Origin of the sequence: Streptomyces sp. NPDC056169, assembly GCF_042268445.1 — a bacterium.
In the GTDB taxonomy this organism is placed as follows: Bacteria; Actinomycetota; Actinomycetes; order Streptomycetales; family Streptomycetaceae; genus Streptomyces.
The window spans coordinates 225,612-241,119 of sequence record NZ_JBHJUO010000011.1 but is presented as its reverse complement, the minus strand read 5'-3'; the positions used below and the strand labels follow the sequence as shown (position 1 = coordinate 241,119).

Below are 15,508 nucleotides of genomic sequence, written 5' to 3'. Positions count from 1 at the left end.
GTGTCAGGCCTTCTTGAACTCGGTGGTGGCGGGCGCGGTGCGGAAGTCCATGGCGAGCTGGCGGGGGTCCTCGCGGACGGGCTGTCCCTCGTCGTCGAGGAAGTACAAGGACTTCACCGGGGTGGGCTTCGGGGCCTTCACCGTGGACTCGACGCCGATCGGCATGGGCGCGCTGTCGACGCCGTTGGCCGGCGGGTCGACGACGATCGTGATCGTGAGCGAGCCCTTCTTGCCATGGGTGCGGACGGCTTCGAGCAGGCCGTGGAGCTCGCGGGAGAGCTCCTCGTCGGTGCGGCCGTTGAGGTGGCTGGCGAGGAACGCGGCGACGGGCGCGGTGGCCTGCTCGTCGGTGCTGGTCTCGGGCTGGATCGCGGTCATGCGGCTGCTCCTTGACGGTGCTGGTGCTTCGTGCGGATGGTCTGGACGAAGGCGGTGACGGCGGCGGCGCCGACGACCGGGCCCTCGACGGTGCGGCAGGTGAGGCACTCGTAGCGGGCGCGAGGCGGCCGGACCCAGGTGAGGTTCTTCAGCTGCTGGCCGCAGTCGATGAACAGGGCGCCGGCCACCTGCTGAGGGCCCGTCATGCGGCGGCCTTCTGGTCACGCATGCGGTTGCGGTGGTGCAGGTTGTACCGCTGGGTCGGCGTGAGGCCGGCGCGGATGCCGTACCGGTTGTCCTTGGTCTTGCCGCCCTCGGTGGCCAGGGCGTCGGTGAGACAGGAGTCCCAGACCGGGCAGGGGCCGCAGATCTGCTTGGCCTGGACGACGGCCTTCTTGTTGCCGGGGTCAGGGAACATGTCGTCGGGCTTGACGTACTGGCAGGCGGCGAGCGTTCGCCAGTCGGTGGCCTGCTCGGTGTTGATGCCTCGGGTCTCCATCAGGCGCCTCCGAAGATCGCGGCGTACCGGTCGCGCATGGGTCGGTCCTCGACGTGGTCGGGGTGGACGCAGCGCGCGGTGCCGCAGCCGGGGAGGACCTTGCCGACCGGGGGGCGGCCGTGCCGCTGCTGGAAGGCGTACCGGGTGGCGCTGAGGGAGCCGCCCTCGACGGTCTTGATGTGGTAGTCCGTGGTGGGCCACACGAGGTGCCCGTCTGCGGTGGGGATCGCGCGGCGCCGGAACGTCTGCTCGATGGGCTCGGGCTTGGCACCGGGCGGGTGAGGGGGGATGCCGAGGTCGTCGCGGACGGCGCGGACGCGGTCCGGGCTGACCTTGTGGGTCCGCAGGATCTCGGAGATCGAGTGGCCGGCGGTCAGCATGTCGGCGATGACGGCGCGCGGCACAGTGCGCTTGGCGGCCACAGCCGCCCGGGCCTCGGCGGCCGTTCGGGTGCTCCCGGTGCGGCCGTTCTGGTCCTGCATGTGGGCCGGTGCGACGCACTTGGGCTTGCCGCAGGCGGGGAGTGTCTTTCCGACGGGTGCGTGCCCGTGGTGGATCTCGAACGCGGCTCGGTAGGCGGTCCACTGGCGGCCCTGCCACCGGAAGGCGGCGACGCCGTTCTTCTGGACGCGGCTCGTCCACTGCATGTGGCCGTCGCGGCCCTTCTGGACGTGGGCATGGAACGCGTCCTGGAGCGTGGCGGCAGGCTTCTTGCCGGGCCGGGCCTTCGGCAGGCCGAGGGCAGTCCGGGTGGTGGCGGCCGTAGTCCAGTCGACGTGCAGCTCGCGGGCGATGGCCCGGTCAGAGTGCCCAGCGTGAAGCATGTCGGCGACGTTCTGGCGAAACGTCATGACGCCACCGCCATCTCGGGCCAGCGGACTCCACCGAGCGCCGCGCGGTGGCCGTCCGGGACGGACACGAGGGCCTGGCCGAGCCAGTCGAGGCCCATGGCGCGCAGGATCAGTGCGTCGGCCTCGTCGTCCGTCGGGAGGATTGCGCCGTACCGCTGCTGCGCGGCCTCCAGCACTGAGTTCTTGCGGGCGTTGCCCCGGCCCGTGGCGTACTTCGCGCGGGAGGTGGGCGGGATGACGGCAACGGGGATCTCGCGGCCGACGAAGCTGGACACGATCCGCCACCACAGCCCGGCCCGGTCCCACGTGGAGCCGCCGGGCTGCTGGTAGCTGACCGGCCCTTCGACGCAGACGAGGTCGACCGTGCCGACCTCCTCGATCACCCGGCCGGTGATGAACCGCAGGCGGGTGTCCCGGTCGGCGAGCGAGTCGGCGCGGCGGCCGGCGGTCGGAACACGCGTGGTGCCGCCGATGGTGGAGATGCCGGTGCCGGTGAGGCTGATGTCCAGTCCGGCGACGCGGTAGAGGCGCTTGGCGCCCGCGGCCGGGAGGCGGGTCATCCCGGCCGCGGGGGTCTGGGTGAGGCTCACGCGATCACCCGGATCTCGGAGATGCCGGAGTTTGCGGCCTGGAGGACAGCGAGCCGGTCGTGCAGGTCACGGTTGGCGCGCTTCTCCAGCGTGAGCTGACGGCGGAGCTCGGCGGTCAGCGCGTCGTCTACGACCCCTTTGCGGAGCTGGGAGACGGTCGTGGTGAGCGTCTCCACCTGCTTCTCCAGCTGGATGACGTGGTTGACGTCGGCGCGGCCCCGGGCGAGCTCGTACGTGCGGTCCTGAGCGGAGGCGAGGTTCGTCTCCAGCTCGCGGATGCGGGCGTCACGCTCGATGACCTTGGCCGAGGCGGCGCGCACCGCGTCGTTCGCGGCTCGGAGTCGGCGGGAGGAGGTGAACATCAGCGGTCTCCTGTCTGCTGGCGGGGGATGAGCGGCCACTCGGGCGGGCAGTACGCGGCCGGGTCGGTCTTGCGGAGATGGGCCTGGAGGCCGGCGGCCTGCTCTCCGGCCCACGTGACCTGGGCGTAGTGGAGGCCTTCGAGTGGCATGGCGGCCAGCTCGGGGCGGGTGCTGCCGATCCGCCAGGCGACGCGGCACGCGGCGATCGCGTCGGCGTCCGAGGTGTGGGCGGCGCCGAGCGGGACGCCGTAGTGCTCGCAGAGGGCCGTGAGGGTGCGGCGGCCCTTGCGGTAACGGTCGACGTACTTGTCGATGACGAGCGGGTCGATGACCGGTCCGTCCGGGAGCGGGGGGAGTCCGTGTCGCGCGGCCTCCCGGTCCAACAGGGTCAGGTCGTAGCGGGCGTTCATCGCGACGATCGGCACGCCGGAGGCGATGACCTGCCCGAGCGCGGCGAGGATGTCGGCGACGACCTCGGCCGCCGGCTTCCCCTCGGCGCGCGCCTTCTCGGTGGTGATGCCGTGTACGGCGGCTGCGCCGTCGGGGATCTCGATCCCGGGGTCGGCGAGCCAGTTCGCGGCCACGGTGGGCTGTCCGCCGCCGCACTGCACCACCGTGGCGGTGACGATGCGGTCCTGCTCGACGTCGATGCCGGTGGTCTCCAGATCGAAGCCAGCCATGCGGCCCAGGTGCCAGCTCACTCGGCACCTGCCTGGATGCGCTCCTGGCCGATCCGGAAGAGGAAAGCGCCAAGCTTCTCCTCGTCGCCGACCTCGTTCTGCACGAGCGTGTCGTAGTGGCCGATCTGCTTGATCTCGTAGTTGATCTGGGCGAGACGCTGGCGGGACGTTCCCGACTTGAGGATCTCGTCGCGGTAGTCCTCGGCGCTGCGGACGGCAGCTTCTCCGCGCTCGACGTTGACCGAGTCCGGATCGGGATCGGCGGTCGGGACGAGACCGCCCAGGAGCAGGAGCGACCGAAGCGAGGTGGACAGGGCCTTGGCCGTTCCCTTGTCAGCCGAGTCCATCGATTCACCGACAGACTGCACTTCGATGAAGTCGCCGGCGGGACCGACGATGCGGTACGTCACCGTGACGGTGCACTCACGGGAGTTCTTGCCCGTCGATGTCTTCACGTCGCGGTACGAGGCCTCAGTACGCACCGGCAGGACGAGTACGCCGTGCAAGCGGCAGGCCGGGCCGAAGGAGTTGAGAGCGGCGTCCACGCCACGGAACTGGTAGCTGCCACGCGAATTGGGTTCGCCGTACCAGGCGCCCTTGGCGATGCCCCGTACGGTGCCCATCACCCTGGACCACGCGACGTGCACCGGAATCTGCTCGGGGCCGTCGGGACCAGGCTCGGGGATGCCAGGGTCGTGCAGCTGCTCCGGGGCCTGGGCGGGCGAGGCGTCGGCGGCGGGCTGGTTGTCGGCGCGTCCGGCGGCGGCGGCCGCGCGCTCAGCGATGGTGGTCACGAGGTGTGCTCCTCACGGACAGAGCGGGGGATGGTCAGGCGGCGGGACACCCGGTCCTCGACGCAGTCGGCGTAGGCGTCTGGCCAGCGCTCGGCGAGCCGCTTGACGTCGCAGTGCTCGCGGGACTGCTCGTCGAGGGACACAAATCGGGACCCGAGGACCGAGGCAGCCTCCGCGCCGCCGAGGCCGGACAGGATCCGGGCCTTGGCTGCCTTCTTCCGGCGCTCGGCGGCGGCGTAGTCGGCGTGGGCGTCGAGGTAGTCGCCGACGGCGTCCTGGGTGTCGACGTCGCGGGTGATGTCGATCTCGCCGTCACGTTCGGCGTACAGCCGGTCGTACAGGTCGAGGAGGACGTCCGGGTCGGCGTCGCCCGGGACGGACGGCGGGCGCCGGTCGGTGATCTGCTGCCAGGCGAGGGCGCCGGCGGTGCGGAGGTCGGCGATCAGGTCGGCGTGGTCCGCGACCCGGATGACGAACTGCCGGTAGTCGTTCCCGCCGATGAGGACGGCGGCGTGGACGTGGTCGAAGCCGCAGACGTCGGCCTGCCACAGGGTCTGGACGAGGACGTCGTCGGCGACGCCGCGCCGAAAGGCCCCGGCCTTCATCTTGTCGCGGCACTTGATCTCGACGGCGCACTTCTCGCGGCCGTCGGCGAGCGGGCACTCCAGGACGCGGCGGTCGAGGGTACACATCTGCCACGGACGGTCGACGTTCTGGACGAGGCCGACGCGGCGGACGACGGAACGGTTGCGGCGGGCCCACTCGCGGGCGACGGTCTCCTCGAACGCCCGTCCCCAGAGGGCGGGTTCGGAGTCGTCGCCGTCGATGGGGAGGCCGCCCGTCTTGTCGTGGTAGACGGAGAGGGCGTTGCCGTAGCGGCTGATGCCGAGGATGGCGGCGATGTCGCTGGAGCCGAGCCCCGCGCGGCGGGCGTAGAGCCAGACGTCGCGGTCGGCGTCGGCGGAGAGGATGAGGCGGCCGGTGGGGGTGACCCGGCGGCCGGCGGCCGGGGCCGTGGTGGCCCCAGCCTGCGCGGTCGTCGTCATGCGGCACTCCTCAGGTTCAGGATCTTCGCGGTGTACGTGCGGCGGCCGGTCTCCCGGTCGTCCAGGGCGACGAGGGCCCCGTGGGCGGCCAGCGCCCGCAGGTCCTTCCTCGACGTGTTGCGGCCGGTCGTCGGCCACGGGCTCCCGTGCATCACGGCCTCCACGCGGCGGACCGTCCACACGCCGCCAGTGCGGCGGATCTCGGTGAGAAGCCAGGTGCGGCGGGCGGTGATCGGCTCAGCCACGGGGCACCTCCGTCATGCTGTGGCGCTCCCAGCCCGGGACGAAGGTGTCGAGGCTGGCGTCCGGCGTCGTACGACCGAGCTCGGCGCCGCACTGGCACGAGCCGATCAGCTCGCAGTCGCCGTACTCGACGATCAGGGCGTGACCACCGGCCAACGTCTCCCGGAAGTCGGGGTTGGGCGTGGTCTCGCGGGGCTCCTTGTCGGCGCGAGCCAGAACACCGGCGGCGCTCACGGGGCCGTGGCCGACGTACTGGAGAGCGCGGAGGATCTCGGCGCGGGCGCTGCTCATGCGGCACCGCCCGTCCAGCTCGGCATCGGGATACCGCGCTCGGCCCGAAACTCCTCGATCGCCTTGCCGCAGCACACCGGCTCGCCCTCGATGCTGCGGGCGTCGACGTTCGTGGAGTCGTCGGCCGCCTCGTCGGCGGTCAACTCCTCCCACAACAGGCCGCAGTGCGAGCACACCGCCACGGAGTCGGCGGCGAAGACGACGCCACAGCCGGGGAACTCCTCGGCAATCAGCTTCTGGACGGCCGGCCACACCGAGGTCCGGAAGGCTTCCGTCTCGTGGGCGTGCTCGGCCGGGCCCCAGTGCGGGCTGGACTGCGGGGTGACGGTCAGAGTGCCGCGCAGGCGGAGGGTGTTCTTCACGACGCCCTCCGGATCTGCTTCGGGACCGGCCGGGTCCAGGACCGCGACGCGAGCTCGCGGGACAACTCGACGGCCTTCGTGCCGTACAGCGGGACCTTCGACGATGCGGCCGCCGCGATCTGCTCGACGAGCTCCTCGTACGGGAGCCGGTTGTCCGTCGCGGCCGGCGCCTCGGCCAGCTCGTGGAGCCGGTCCCACGCGCTCGTGTCCTCCGGGTGGAGAAGCGCGTCGAGGACGTCGCCGACGACGAGGCGCGTGAGCGCGGCCATGTCGAGGACGACGGCGGCCGGGGTGGTCTCGACGTAGATGGGGATGGGCCCGGTGATGGGCGTGCGGTCGGTGCTCACAGGGCGCTCCCGGTGACTTCGATCGTGGTGGTGGGGAGGTCGTGGGGGATCGCGTACCGGCTGGCGAGCGGCCCGTCGTGCGGGTCCTCCTGCTGCCGGGCCAGAAGGGAACGGGGGTGGTCCGGGCACGGCAGGCCCGTCGACAGCTCCCGGCCGCACGGCTTCCGTGCCTGGCGGGCACCCAGCTCAGCGATCCGGGCATCTGCATGCATCAACTCGCCGTGCCAGTAGTCGCGGTGTCCGATCGTCGCGCGCAGCTCGCCCTCCAGCTCGGCGATCCGGTCCCGCTGGACACGCAGCGCCTCGGCCGCGTCGCTCAGCGACTCGTTCGTCGAGTGCCGCTCCTTCTCCAACCGATCCCGGTCCGCGTTCACGGCGATCAGTTCCCGAAGCAGCTCCCGGCCGCGCACAGACTTGTCCTGGAGCCAGCCCGCGTTCATGTCCCGGGACTCACGCAGCCACGACAGCGTCCGAAGCACCTGGCCGGGCACACTGCCGGAGAACGGAGTGTTCTCGGAGACCCACGACCGGACCGCGCGGACCTCCTTGCGCGCCTCGTGCACCTCGGCCACCAGTCGGGAGTTCTCCGACTTCAGCCGGTCGCCGTGCGCCTTCCGGCCCTTCGCTTCGGCCGTCCGCTGGCGAGCGATCTTCTGGACCTCGCGCAGCAGTTCCGTGCGCTGCTCCAACGTCTTCCGCAGCTCGACCTGCTCGGCCGCCGACTCCGGCGACTGGAGCAGACACGCCGACTCCAGAGCCACCGCGATACCCGCAGCCGTCTGCCGGGTCTGCATCGCGGCATGGACCACACCAGCTGCCGCAGCCACACGCTTCGCGTTCACGCCGCACGCTCCACCGGCGAGAACGCGCCCACGGCCTCGACCAGGTACGACTCCTCGGCCCACAGCCACCGCGCAACGTTCGCCGGGTCCAGGTGCGCCGGGACGAACAGCCGGCCACCCTCCTCGTCGTGGCCCGCGAGGCGCCACTCCTTGCCGTCCTCCGACTGGAACAGCTCGACCGGCGTGGCCGGGAGCTCGACGGGGATGTGGTTGGTGAATGCGGTCTGACCGGGAAGGTCGGTAGGGTTGGTGTTCACGGGGTTCCACTCCTTCTTGGGTGTGTGGGATTCCGAGGGGCTGCGTTCGGACCGGGCTGGGTTCGAGGCGGCCCCGTTTTTCTTGGGTCAGGCAGCGGTGTCGAGCGACTGCTCGGACATCCAGGCGCGGACCTTGTCGATGTCGAAGCGCCGGCCCCGGAACGCGGTGGGCTCCAGGGGGCAGCCCGACTTCACCCACTCGTTGACCGTCCAGTTGCTGACCCCGTAGCGGGCCATCAGCTGGGCGGTGGTGAGGAGCGGCGTGATGCCGGTGGGGCGGAGGACCTCGGTGCGATCAGCGAGGGTCTGAGTCGCCATGGGGGCTAGACCTTTCCACTGTGTCAGTTGAAACTGAGGGCATGTCGAAGAGCTCCTGGAGCGGTTCGCGGAGGACCGTGGCCATGAGCCACGCGGTCCGGAGGCGGCATTTGTCGACTGCCGTCTCGCCGCGTCCGGTGATCTTCGAGACCGTTGCCAGGCTGATCCCGCGCCCCGCCGCGTCGACCTTCTTTGTGGCCGCTGCGAGCTTCTCCCCGGTGAGCCCGTGGCGCTCCATTGCGCTGCGGATTGGCTTGCCGTGGTCTTTGCGGAGCAGGTGGGTCATGTACGCCTCGCGCTGGTCGTGTGGCTGGCGACGGGTTCCCCGTCGTCGTTGACACATTTCTACTGTGTCAGTGTCAGCTCGTCAAGTGAGTCTCGGTGAGTCGCGGTGAGTTTCGGTGAGGTTGAGTAAGTCGCTGGCGGGTATCGAATGGCTGTTCTATTCTCGCCGCATATGCCATGCGCGACGGCGCGCGACGGGGAGGTCACGCGCCGTCGCGCGATCCCGCCATGCTTCTACTTTTACTTGCAAAAGTAGAAGATCCACAGGCATGGTTACCCATGTGGAAACCCCTGCCGAGCGCACCGAAAACCTGGCGCAGCTGATCGAGGCCATCGAGTCCACCTACAAGGTGAGCCAGTCCGCGATCGCGCGCGCCATCGAAGTCGCGCCGGCCACGGTCAACGCCTGGAAGCTGGGTAAGCGTGGTGGCTCCCGCGGCCCGAACCCCGAGAAGCTCCGCGCCCTCCACGCCGCCTTCCCGAAGTTCACCGAAGAGCGCATCTTCGCCGCTGCACGCAGGGCCGCGCCCGGCCCCCTCGACGAGGAGGCCGAGCAGCGCCTTCTGGATCTCTTCCGGGGTCTCACTGAAGAGCAGCAGCGCGCCAAGCTCATCGAGATGCGCGCGCTCGGCGAGGCGAATAAGCAGTAGTCGGCCGCGCGGCTACAACCGTGTGCCGCCCTTGCGGGTCTAACAAAAATGGACCCCACCACTCCCCGTGATTCTCCGGGTGCTTGGTGTACGCAGAGTGGTCGCATATTCACCTACAAGGGGGTACGGTCGGTCAAGCGGCCTGCCCTCCCCCATGGCCGACGGTCAAACGTCGTCGCCTGCCTGCCCGGGGGATTCCCATGTGTCTTCGCGTCCGCTTCGCACCTCTCGACCCGCTTAACTTCCGGCCGTACGACCCCGTCGGAAACACGGTCACCCTCCCCGACGCGCTCCGCCAGGACACCTCTCTCGTAGCCCTTCGGGCTGTCCTTGAGGAACTGGCTGTCGAGCAGCCTCTGGACGGTGCAATCTGCTGGTGCGGGGCGCCTGTTGACCTCATGCCCCGCGTTCCCATTCAGCGGAGGAGTGGCCAGGTGACCCACCATGGCGCGTAAACCAGAGCAGGCGTCCAGCCCCCAGTGCGGATGCCAGGAATGCCTCATCGACTACCCGCCGGAGCAGTACGGCGCTAGGCCGCCACGGGCCGCGTGTCTGGGCCAGTGGCACGTTCGCTACCGCGCCTCCGACGGGAGGCAGCGGGCCGTGAGCTTCGCCACCCATCAGGACGCCCAAGCGTTCCTTGCAACTGCCGCATTGGAGGGTGAGCGCCATGGCGCGTAGAGCAGCGAACAACCCGCGGCAGCTGCGAGAGAAGGGCTGTGGCTGCGGCCCGTGCAAGGAGAAGTACCCCGAGCAAAAGTACGGCGCCCGGAAGAGCCGGCGGGACTGCATCGGCTCGTGGCAGGCCCGCTACCGAGACCCGGACGGCAAGCAGTGCGGGCCGACCTTCCCCACCCAGAAGGAGGCCCTGGCGCACCTCGACAAGGTCCGCACCCAGGTCCGTGAGGGGACGTACCAGGACCCGAAGCGCGGCGCCATTACGGTCGATGACTGGTGGGAGATCTGGTGGCCCACCGTCAAGGTCAAGTCGGTGACGACGCAGAACCGCAAGCTCTCCGCTTGGACGGTGCACGTCCAGCCGAAGTGGGGCCGGCGGAAGCTCAACAGCATCACCTGGATCCAGGTCCAGGACTGGATCACCAACGAAGTGAAGGGCCACGCTACCCAGAAGAAGGTGCTGGAGCTGCTGCGCCACCTGATGGTCGCGGCGCTCCGAGACCGGCGGATCACCGTGAACCCCACCCTCGACATCGAGGTGTCCCCGGCACCGGCCAAGCACCCCGACGACCTCATTCCGCCCACCGCGGCGCAGTGCGAACTAATTCGGAAGCATCTCAGTGAGTACTACCTGCCGTTGGTAGTGTTCGCCGAGGAGACAGGGATGCGCTGGGGCGAGTACACCGCGCTCCGCCTCTGCAACGTGGACCTGGACGCCGCCACGGTGAAGGTGAAGGAAGTTCTCATCGACGACCGGGGCAAGATCCGTCGAAAGCCCGCGCCCAAGTCCAAGGCCGGATTCCGAACCGTGCCGCTCACGCCGGCCGCTGTCGCCGCGGTTCAGGTGATGGTGGACAAGTGGAACCCCACCGCGACCGAGTCGGCCATCGACGACGGTATGCACCCCGAGGAGCTGATCTTCCGGGGCCCGCTGTCCGGCACCAAGCGGAAGGGCAAGGACGGCGTGAAGGTGGAGCTCGAAGGGGCCCTCACCCGCCCGAACTTCCGCCGGCACTGGATCCCCGCCATCAAGGCCGCTGGCCTGGCTCGACAGGTGAAGAACCCGGAGACGGGGCGGATGGAGTTCTGGCCGCGGGTGCACGACTTGCGGCACACCTTCGCCACCCGTCTGAAGGACGCCGGTGTCCCGGAGAAGGATGTCCAGGTCGTTATGGGGCACGAGCGCGGCGGTCGCGTCACGTGGCTGTACCAGCACGCGGGGCCTGAGCTGGTCGAGGAAGTACGGTTGGCGCTGGTCAGCGGCAGGCACCTGCGGGCGGTGTCGTGAGGCATGGATGCCACGGGATGCCACATAGATGCCACAAGACCCCCTCACGGAGACTCATTGAGCCTCACGGAGCCTCACTCTTGGGTCCTGTCCGGGTGTTGCACCCGCCTCACCAGGGCTCATTGAGACTCACTGAGCCTCACGCCCGTTCCACGGGTTCTTACAAAGCAGATGTCGGCGGTTCGAAACCGTCCGCGCCCACCAGTGCAAAGGCCCCGGACCGATCATGGTCTGGGGCCTTTGACATCTACATCTGACATCAACGGGGACGGTCGATCACGACCGCGGACGCCTCCTGAGCAGCCGGTCCATGTGGCTGACGGCCTCCCGCTGCGTGTCCTGGACGACGTGGGCGTAGACGTTCATCGTGACAGCGATCTGGCTGTGCCCGAGGATCTCCATGACGACGCGGGGAGCGACGCCGGCGGCGGTGAGGAGAGTCGCGGTCCCGTGACGGGCATCGTGCAGCCGGATGACGCGAAGGCCGGCGTTCTTCGCGACGCGGGTGAACGAGCGGTAGAGGTTGCGCGGCTCGATCGGCTTGCCGGTGCGGGTGGTGAAGACGTATCCGGTCTCCTCCCACTTCTCTCCGGCGAGCTCGCGGGCAGCGGCCTGCTTGAGACGCTGCCATCGCAGGGGAGCGACGCAGATCCCGGGCAGGGGAAGCGTCTGCTTGCGGCGCCGACCCTTGGGGTCGTCTTCATACACCTCTCCGCCGACCCGCTGACGCTGAGTCCTGACCCGGATCTCCCGCTTGTCGAGGTCGACGTTCTCCCAACGAAGACCGACGACCTCACCACGACGGAAGCCGAGCGCGATGGCGAGCACGAACGCGGCGTACAGCGGGTCCTTCCGGGCAGCGGTGAGGAAGTCGAGCGTCTCCTCCAGAGACCAGGGGTCCAGGTCCCGATCCGCCACTGTCGGCGGCTCGACGAGCGTGGCGACGTTCCGTGTAACGAGCTCCTCGCGGCAGGCCGCGGTGAGAGCCGTCCGCAGGACGCGATGCGACTCCTTCGCCGTGGCGGCGCTGGTCTTGTTCTCCAACGCGACGACGAACTTCCGTACGTCGGCGACGCTGAGGGACTCCAGCCGCTTGGAGCCGATCATCGGGACGAGGTAGAGCCGGACGTGCACCTCGTACTTGGCGGCCGTGGTCCGCTTGCGACGGGGCTTGACGATGTTGTCGAGCCAGTACGGCAGCCACTCGGCCAGCTTCATGGACCGGGTGGGGACCGGGATGCCGTTGTCGACCTTGTCCAGCAGTGCGCGGCGCTTGGCGTCGCAGTCGGCCCAGGTCTTGCCGTACACGTACTTGCGGGCGCGGGTGCCGTCCGGCTGGAGGACGTAGACGGCGGCCTGGTAGCGGCCGTCCTGGCGCTTGGTGATGGTGCCGGAGCCGTTGGGGTTGCGCTTGCGCGGGGTGGCCATCAGGCTGCCTCCTCGATCTCGTGATTGATGAAGTCCCGTACTGAATCGGCGGGGACGCGCCGCGCCCGCCCGATGGTGATGGAGGTCAGGCGGCGCGAGCGGATGAGGTCGTAGACCGTGGAGCGTCCGAGCTTGAGGAGCGCCATGACCTGGGGCACGGTCAGCAGTTCGGCGGGGGCAGTGGCGGTGGTCATGCTGGGGCTCCTTCCAGGGCCAGTTGGTCGCGCAGGGCCTCGCGGGCGGTCTCGCGGTTGAGCTGGATGTCCCGGGCGATGGACGCGGCCAGGGCGGCTTCACCGGGGGAGTGGCCCTGGCCGGCGTACTGCCAGGAGGTGAGGACGAGGACGGTGTCCGGCTCGATGGCGTCCAGGCCGCGGGCGGTGCGCTCCTGGGCGGCGCGGTAGTCGGCGCGGGTCTGGCGCAGTTCGCCGAGGGTGGTGGAGTACTGGCGGGACTTGGTGGAGAAGTGGCCGCGGAAGCCGAGCATGTGGGCCCAGGCCAGGAGCCGGCGATCCGGGTAGAGCGGGTCGAGGTCGAAGCAGGCTTCGACGAGGCGGCGGGTGTGGTCGGGGACGCCGAGGAGGAGCAGGGCTTCGCGGTTACCGACACGGCGGTCGAGGCTGCCGGTGGTCTCGGCGGCTTTGGTGGCGTACTTGGCGATGTAAAAGGCGACGGCCTGTTCGGTGATGTCGGAGCCGTCGCCGAAGGCTTTGACGGGCCGGATGTCGAGCTGGGTGCCCCAGCGCAGTCGGTGTGAGGGCTGATTGCCGACGGCGGGGACGGTGATCGTCGTGTACGCGTGGGCGGCGGCGGTGTGGATGGCTTGGCTGAGGAGCTCGGTGGTGGCCCAGGACGGGGGCGGGGTGTCCGGTCCGTCGGGTCCGTCGAGCCGGATCACGGCGTGGAAGTGGACGGCGCCCCGCTTCTGGAACTCGGCCACCTTCCCGTACGCGAGCCGGAGGACGTCTTTCAGCGCTCGCTGGGACAGTCCCGCGGAGGCGGCGAGCTCTCGGCGGAGGCGGGTCGTGAACCGCTGCCAGAGCTGTCCGGCGTGGTTGTTGAAGAGGACGGCGCCTTCGTAGTCGTACGACGCGGGGTCGAGGGGATTCCCCAACTCGGCCGCGTCCTCGGCGTGCCAGATGCCGCAGCGGCAGGGACGCGTATCGGGACGGTTGTGGACCGGTCCGAACGACGGGGCGGTGAGGGTGAGGAAGACACGGGGGTGGTCGCGGACGGCGGTGGGGATATCGCGGCCGTCGTCCCCGGCAAGGCCTGCGCGGATGAGGTGGTAGGTGTCGCCGGCGTAGGTCCAGGCGCAGGAGGGGCAGCGGGAGGCACGGCGGTTGCCGCAGGCAATGCGGAGGCGCCCGTCCGGCTCGGTGTCGGTGGAGTAGCGGTGGAGGGTCTCGCCGGTGGCCTTGTCCTTGGAGAGGGTCCACCCGGTGAGGTGGATGGGGCTGGAGCAGCCGCCGGTGCGGTGGATCTGCTCCTTCCAGCGGTCGTACCCGGGGGACGCAGCCACCCGGAGCATGTCGCTCAGGGTGGCCGAGTCCAGTCCCATGAGGGGCGGGGTCTTGATCACGCGGCCACCGCCGGGGAGGCCGGGCGGAGGGTGAAGTGGGAGTCGTGGTGGTCGGCCATGATGGGCGGGCGCCTTCCGGTTCTCTGGACTGGGTAGGGGCGGGGCTCCCGCGCGGCGGAGACTTGGCGGTTGAGGCCGCCCGGGAGCCCGACTAGCGGTGCTTGTGCTGGCTGTTGAGGAGCGAGCGCATGACGACGGCGCAGACGGCGACCGAGGCGGCGCTGATGGCGACGGCGAGGAGCATCGAGACGAGGACCGTGCCGACGATGAGGACGAGTCCGGCGCCGCCGGCGACGACCGTGACGAGGCCCGTCGGGGTGAGGCGGACGGCCGGGACCTGAGCCCGCGGCGAGGCCGGGGCCGGGGTGTGGGCGTGGTGGCAGGTGGCCGACTCGATGTGGGTCGCCGTGGCGGCGGTCGGCTGGATGAGCGGGCTGACGATGCCGGTCGGGAGCGGGTTGACCGGGATGCGCGGTCGGAACATGGCGGGTCTCCCTACTTGGTGATCGGGTCGATGAGCGGCGTCAGGACGCTGTCGGCGAGGAGGTAGCCGCCGAGGAGGATCACGACGACGAGCCACCAGGGCGGGCGGATGAGCTTGATGCCGAGGGCGCCCACGACGACCAGGGCGAGCCAGAGCGGGACGTCCACGAGCGGTATCCGTTCAGTTGGCGATGCGGCAGCGGTGGGTGCGGGCGGCGAGCTGGGCGGCGGAGGAGCTGGAGTAGTCGGAGGACCAGCCGCAGCGGTCGGCGGTGCAGACGGCGGCGTACTTGGTGTGGCCGTGGCGGTCGCGGTGGGTGCCGATCTGCACGGGGCCGATCCGCATCACGGAGTGGAAGTGATCGCGAGGGGCCATCGCTCAGACCTCCTTCGAGAAGTCGTCGGCGTGCTCGCGGAGCCACTGGCGGATCTCGGCCGACTCGAACTCGTCGGCGGCGATGATCACCGGTTCGGCGATGGCCATGGCGTCCACGAGGCGGTTGTTCCGGGTCAGTTCGGCGGCGCGCTCCAATGCGTGCCGGGTCGAGTCGCGCATGAATGGATCTCCCCTTCAGACGAGTTGGGCGGTGATGGCGTCGGCCATCTGGGACGGGACGCCGAGGCGGGTACGCAGGGTGTCGGCGTCGATCGGGTAGCCGGTGCGGGCGCGGTGGTCGTCAGCGACCTTCTGGGCGTGAGCGACCAGAGCTGGAGGGACAGCGAGGGCGGTGGTTGCGGGCTCCGGCTCCGGCTCGATGACGGGTAGCGCTGACGGAGATGCGGGACCGGCATCCGGCTCGTACGAGTCGCTTCGCCCGATGACCGTGTCGACGGCTACGGGTTCCACGGGATGAGGCGCCGGCGTGGGCACGGCCGGTGTGTGGACGAGGAGGGTGCCGCCGAGGAAGGCGAGGGCGGGCCATCCGGCAACGAGGATGCGCAACCAGTCGGGCACGTGGGTGAGGTCGAGGAGGCCGGCGGTTGCGACGTTCGCGCCGAGCGACGCGACCAGGGCGACGGTGAACCAGGTCCACGCGGAGCGGGCCGAGTCACCAGCGGCCCGGAGGCTTCGGAGACGGCGCCAGGCGGCGACGAGCAGGAGGTCGACGGAGACGGGGTAGGCCCACGCCTTCCATCCGGTCTGGCCGGCCGCTTCGGCGAGGTCGTGAAGGTGGGCGAAGGACAGGGCACCGGCGATCACGGCCTGTACGAGAACGGCGTCGGGTCGCAGTGTCGAGCGCATCGCGGGGTCCT

At 70.0% G+C, this 15,508-nt stretch carries 26 protein-coding genes; 2 read left to right on the top strand and 24 right to left on the bottom strand.

The features are described 5' to 3' along the window. Positions 1-3 precede the first annotated feature (3 nt). The 16 genes from ACFC0G_RS20030 to ACFC0G_RS19955 all read right to left on the bottom strand — a co-directional run bounded on the left by ACFC0G_RS20030 (position 4) and on the right by ACFC0G_RS19955 (position 7,860). A complete protein-coding gene (locus tag ACFC0G_RS20030) occupies positions 4-378 on the bottom strand; it encodes a hypothetical protein (RefSeq protein WP_376404980.1) in 375 nt (124 codons plus the stop codon). Continuing rightward, complete coding sequence (locus ACFC0G_RS20025) at positions 375-584, bottom strand: hypothetical protein (RefSeq protein ID WP_376404978.1); 210 nt, start codon at positions 582-584, stop codon at positions 375-377. The genes ACFC0G_RS20030 and ACFC0G_RS20025 overlap by 4 nt, the downstream gene beginning before the upstream one ends. Then, positions 581-877 (bottom strand): WhiB family transcriptional regulator, encoded by a 297-nt coding sequence (locus ACFC0G_RS20020; RefSeq protein WP_376404976.1) that lies wholly within the window; start codon positions 875-877, stop codon positions 581-583. Before ACFC0G_RS20020 ends, ACFC0G_RS20025 begins: the two co-directional genes overlap by 4 nt. Continuing rightward, entirely contained in the window at positions 877-1,728 is an 852-nt protein-coding gene (locus ACFC0G_RS20015) for a hypothetical protein (RefSeq protein WP_376404974.1), read from the bottom strand. The genes ACFC0G_RS20020 and ACFC0G_RS20015 overlap by 1 nt, the downstream gene beginning before the upstream one ends. After that, positions 1,725-2,318 carry a hypothetical protein gene (locus ACFC0G_RS20010; RefSeq protein WP_376404972.1) on the bottom strand — a complete coding sequence of 198 codons (594 nt, stop codon included), beginning with the start codon at positions 2,316-2,318 and terminating at the stop codon, positions 1,725-1,727. The genes ACFC0G_RS20015 and ACFC0G_RS20010 overlap by 4 nt, the downstream gene beginning before the upstream one ends. Beyond that, entirely contained in the window at positions 2,315-2,680 is a 366-nt protein-coding gene (locus ACFC0G_RS20005; protein WP_376404970.1) for a hypothetical protein, read from the bottom strand. The genes ACFC0G_RS20010 and ACFC0G_RS20005 overlap by 4 nt, the downstream gene beginning before the upstream one ends. After that, positions 2,680-3,381, bottom strand: a complete 702-nt coding sequence (locus tag ACFC0G_RS20000; protein WP_376404968.1) for a 3'-5' exonuclease — start codon at positions 3,379-3,381, stop codon at positions 2,680-2,682. Before ACFC0G_RS20000 ends, ACFC0G_RS20005 begins: the two co-directional genes overlap by 1 nt. Further along, the gene (locus tag ACFC0G_RS19995) at positions 3,378-4,154 is read right to left on the bottom strand and encodes a hypothetical protein (protein ID WP_376404966.1); all 777 of its coding nucleotides are present in this window, start codon (positions 4,152-4,154) and stop codon (positions 3,378-3,380) included. The genes ACFC0G_RS20000 and ACFC0G_RS19995 overlap by 4 nt, the downstream gene beginning before the upstream one ends. Continuing rightward, positions 4,151-5,200: a YqaJ viral recombinase family protein gene (locus tag ACFC0G_RS19990; RefSeq protein WP_376404964.1), complete on the bottom strand. Its 1,050-nt coding sequence runs from the start codon at positions 5,198-5,200 to the stop codon at positions 4,151-4,153. Before ACFC0G_RS19990 ends, ACFC0G_RS19995 begins: the two co-directional genes overlap by 4 nt. Beyond that, complete coding sequence (locus ACFC0G_RS19985) at positions 5,197-5,445, bottom strand: hypothetical protein (protein ID WP_376404962.1); 249 nt, start codon at positions 5,443-5,445, stop codon at positions 5,197-5,199. The genes ACFC0G_RS19990 and ACFC0G_RS19985 overlap by 4 nt, the downstream gene beginning before the upstream one ends. Next, entirely contained in the window at positions 5,438-5,734 is a 297-nt protein-coding gene (locus ACFC0G_RS19980; protein ID WP_376404960.1) for a hypothetical protein, read from the bottom strand. The genes ACFC0G_RS19985 and ACFC0G_RS19980 overlap by 8 nt, the downstream gene beginning before the upstream one ends. Continuing rightward, positions 5,731-6,096, bottom strand: coding sequence for a hypothetical protein (locus tag ACFC0G_RS19975; RefSeq protein ID WP_376404958.1), 366 nt, complete (start codon positions 6,094-6,096; stop codon positions 5,731-5,733). The genes ACFC0G_RS19980 and ACFC0G_RS19975 overlap by 4 nt, the downstream gene beginning before the upstream one ends. Further along, positions 6,093-6,443, bottom strand: coding sequence for a hypothetical protein (locus ACFC0G_RS19970; protein WP_376404956.1), 351 nt, complete (start codon positions 6,441-6,443; stop codon positions 6,093-6,095). Before ACFC0G_RS19970 ends, ACFC0G_RS19975 begins: the two co-directional genes overlap by 4 nt. Then, positions 6,440-7,285 (bottom strand): hypothetical protein, encoded by an 846-nt coding sequence (locus ACFC0G_RS19965; protein WP_376404954.1) that lies wholly within the window; start codon positions 7,283-7,285, stop codon positions 6,440-6,442. Before ACFC0G_RS19965 ends, ACFC0G_RS19970 begins: the two co-directional genes overlap by 4 nt. Beyond that, complete coding sequence (locus tag ACFC0G_RS19960) at positions 7,282-7,542, bottom strand: hypothetical protein (protein WP_376404952.1); 261 nt, start codon at positions 7,540-7,542, stop codon at positions 7,282-7,284. The genes ACFC0G_RS19965 and ACFC0G_RS19960 overlap by 4 nt, the downstream gene beginning before the upstream one ends. 87 nt (positions 7,543-7,629) lie before the next feature. Beyond that, positions 7,630-7,860 carry a hypothetical protein gene (locus ACFC0G_RS19955; RefSeq protein WP_376404950.1) on the bottom strand — a complete coding sequence of 77 codons (231 nt, stop codon included), beginning with the start codon at positions 7,858-7,860 and terminating at the stop codon, positions 7,630-7,632. 554 nt (positions 7,861-8,414) lie between these two features. Between ACFC0G_RS19955 and ACFC0G_RS19950 the strand changes: the two genes are divergently transcribed. Together ACFC0G_RS19950 and ACFC0G_RS19945 are read left to right on the top strand one after the other, a co-directional pair. Then, positions 8,415-8,795, top strand: coding sequence for an XRE family transcriptional regulator (locus ACFC0G_RS19950; protein ID WP_376404948.1), 381 nt, complete (start codon positions 8,415-8,417; stop codon positions 8,793-8,795). Between the two features lie 670 nt (positions 8,796-9,465). Next, positions 9,466-10,761, top strand: a complete 1,296-nt coding sequence (locus ACFC0G_RS19945) for a tyrosine-type recombinase/integrase (RefSeq protein ID WP_376404946.1) — start codon at positions 9,466-9,468, stop codon at positions 10,759-10,761. 276 nt (positions 10,762-11,037) lie between these two features. Here ACFC0G_RS19945 and ACFC0G_RS19940 read toward each other — a convergent pair whose 3' ends face one another. From ACFC0G_RS19940 to ACFC0G_RS19905, 8 genes are all read right to left on the bottom strand, one after another. Next, on the bottom strand, positions 11,038-12,189 hold the full coding sequence (locus tag ACFC0G_RS19940) for a tyrosine-type recombinase/integrase (RefSeq protein WP_376404944.1): 1,152 nt from the start codon (positions 12,187-12,189) through the stop codon (positions 11,038-11,040). Beyond that, positions 12,189-12,383 (bottom strand): helix-turn-helix domain-containing protein, encoded by a 195-nt coding sequence (locus tag ACFC0G_RS19935; protein ID WP_024761271.1) that lies wholly within the window; start codon positions 12,381-12,383, stop codon positions 12,189-12,191. The genes ACFC0G_RS19940 and ACFC0G_RS19935 overlap by 1 nt, the downstream gene beginning before the upstream one ends. Then, complete coding sequence (gene repSA / locus ACFC0G_RS19930; RefSeq protein ID WP_376405228.1) at positions 12,380-13,750, bottom strand: replication initiator protein RepSA; 1,371 nt, start codon at positions 13,748-13,750, stop codon at positions 12,380-12,382. The genes ACFC0G_RS19935 and repSA overlap by 4 nt, the downstream gene beginning before the upstream one ends. A gap of 172 nt (positions 13,751-13,922) precedes the next feature. After that, positions 13,923-14,255, bottom strand: a complete 333-nt coding sequence (locus ACFC0G_RS19925) for a SpdD-like protein (RefSeq protein ID WP_376404941.1) — start codon at positions 14,253-14,255, stop codon at positions 13,923-13,925. Between the two features lie 11 nt (positions 14,256-14,266). Continuing rightward, a complete protein-coding gene (locus ACFC0G_RS19920) occupies positions 14,267-14,422 on the bottom strand; it encodes a hypothetical protein (protein WP_376404939.1) in 156 nt (51 codons plus the stop codon). A gap of 13 nt (positions 14,423-14,435) precedes the next feature. Next, on the bottom strand, positions 14,436-14,630 hold the full coding sequence (locus ACFC0G_RS19915; protein WP_056639939.1) for a mobile element transfer protein: 195 nt from the start codon (positions 14,628-14,630) through the stop codon (positions 14,436-14,438). Positions 14,631-14,633: 3 nt separating this feature from the next. After that, positions 14,634-14,810: a hypothetical protein gene (locus tag ACFC0G_RS19910; protein ID WP_376404936.1), complete on the bottom strand. Its 177-nt coding sequence runs from the start codon at positions 14,808-14,810 to the stop codon at positions 14,634-14,636. 15 nt (positions 14,811-14,825) lie between these two features. Beyond that, the gene (locus ACFC0G_RS19905; protein WP_376404934.1) at positions 14,826-15,497 is read right to left on the bottom strand and encodes a DUF2637 domain-containing protein; all 672 of its coding nucleotides are present in this window, start codon (positions 15,495-15,497) and stop codon (positions 14,826-14,828) included. Positions 15,498-15,508 lie beyond the last annotated feature (11 nt).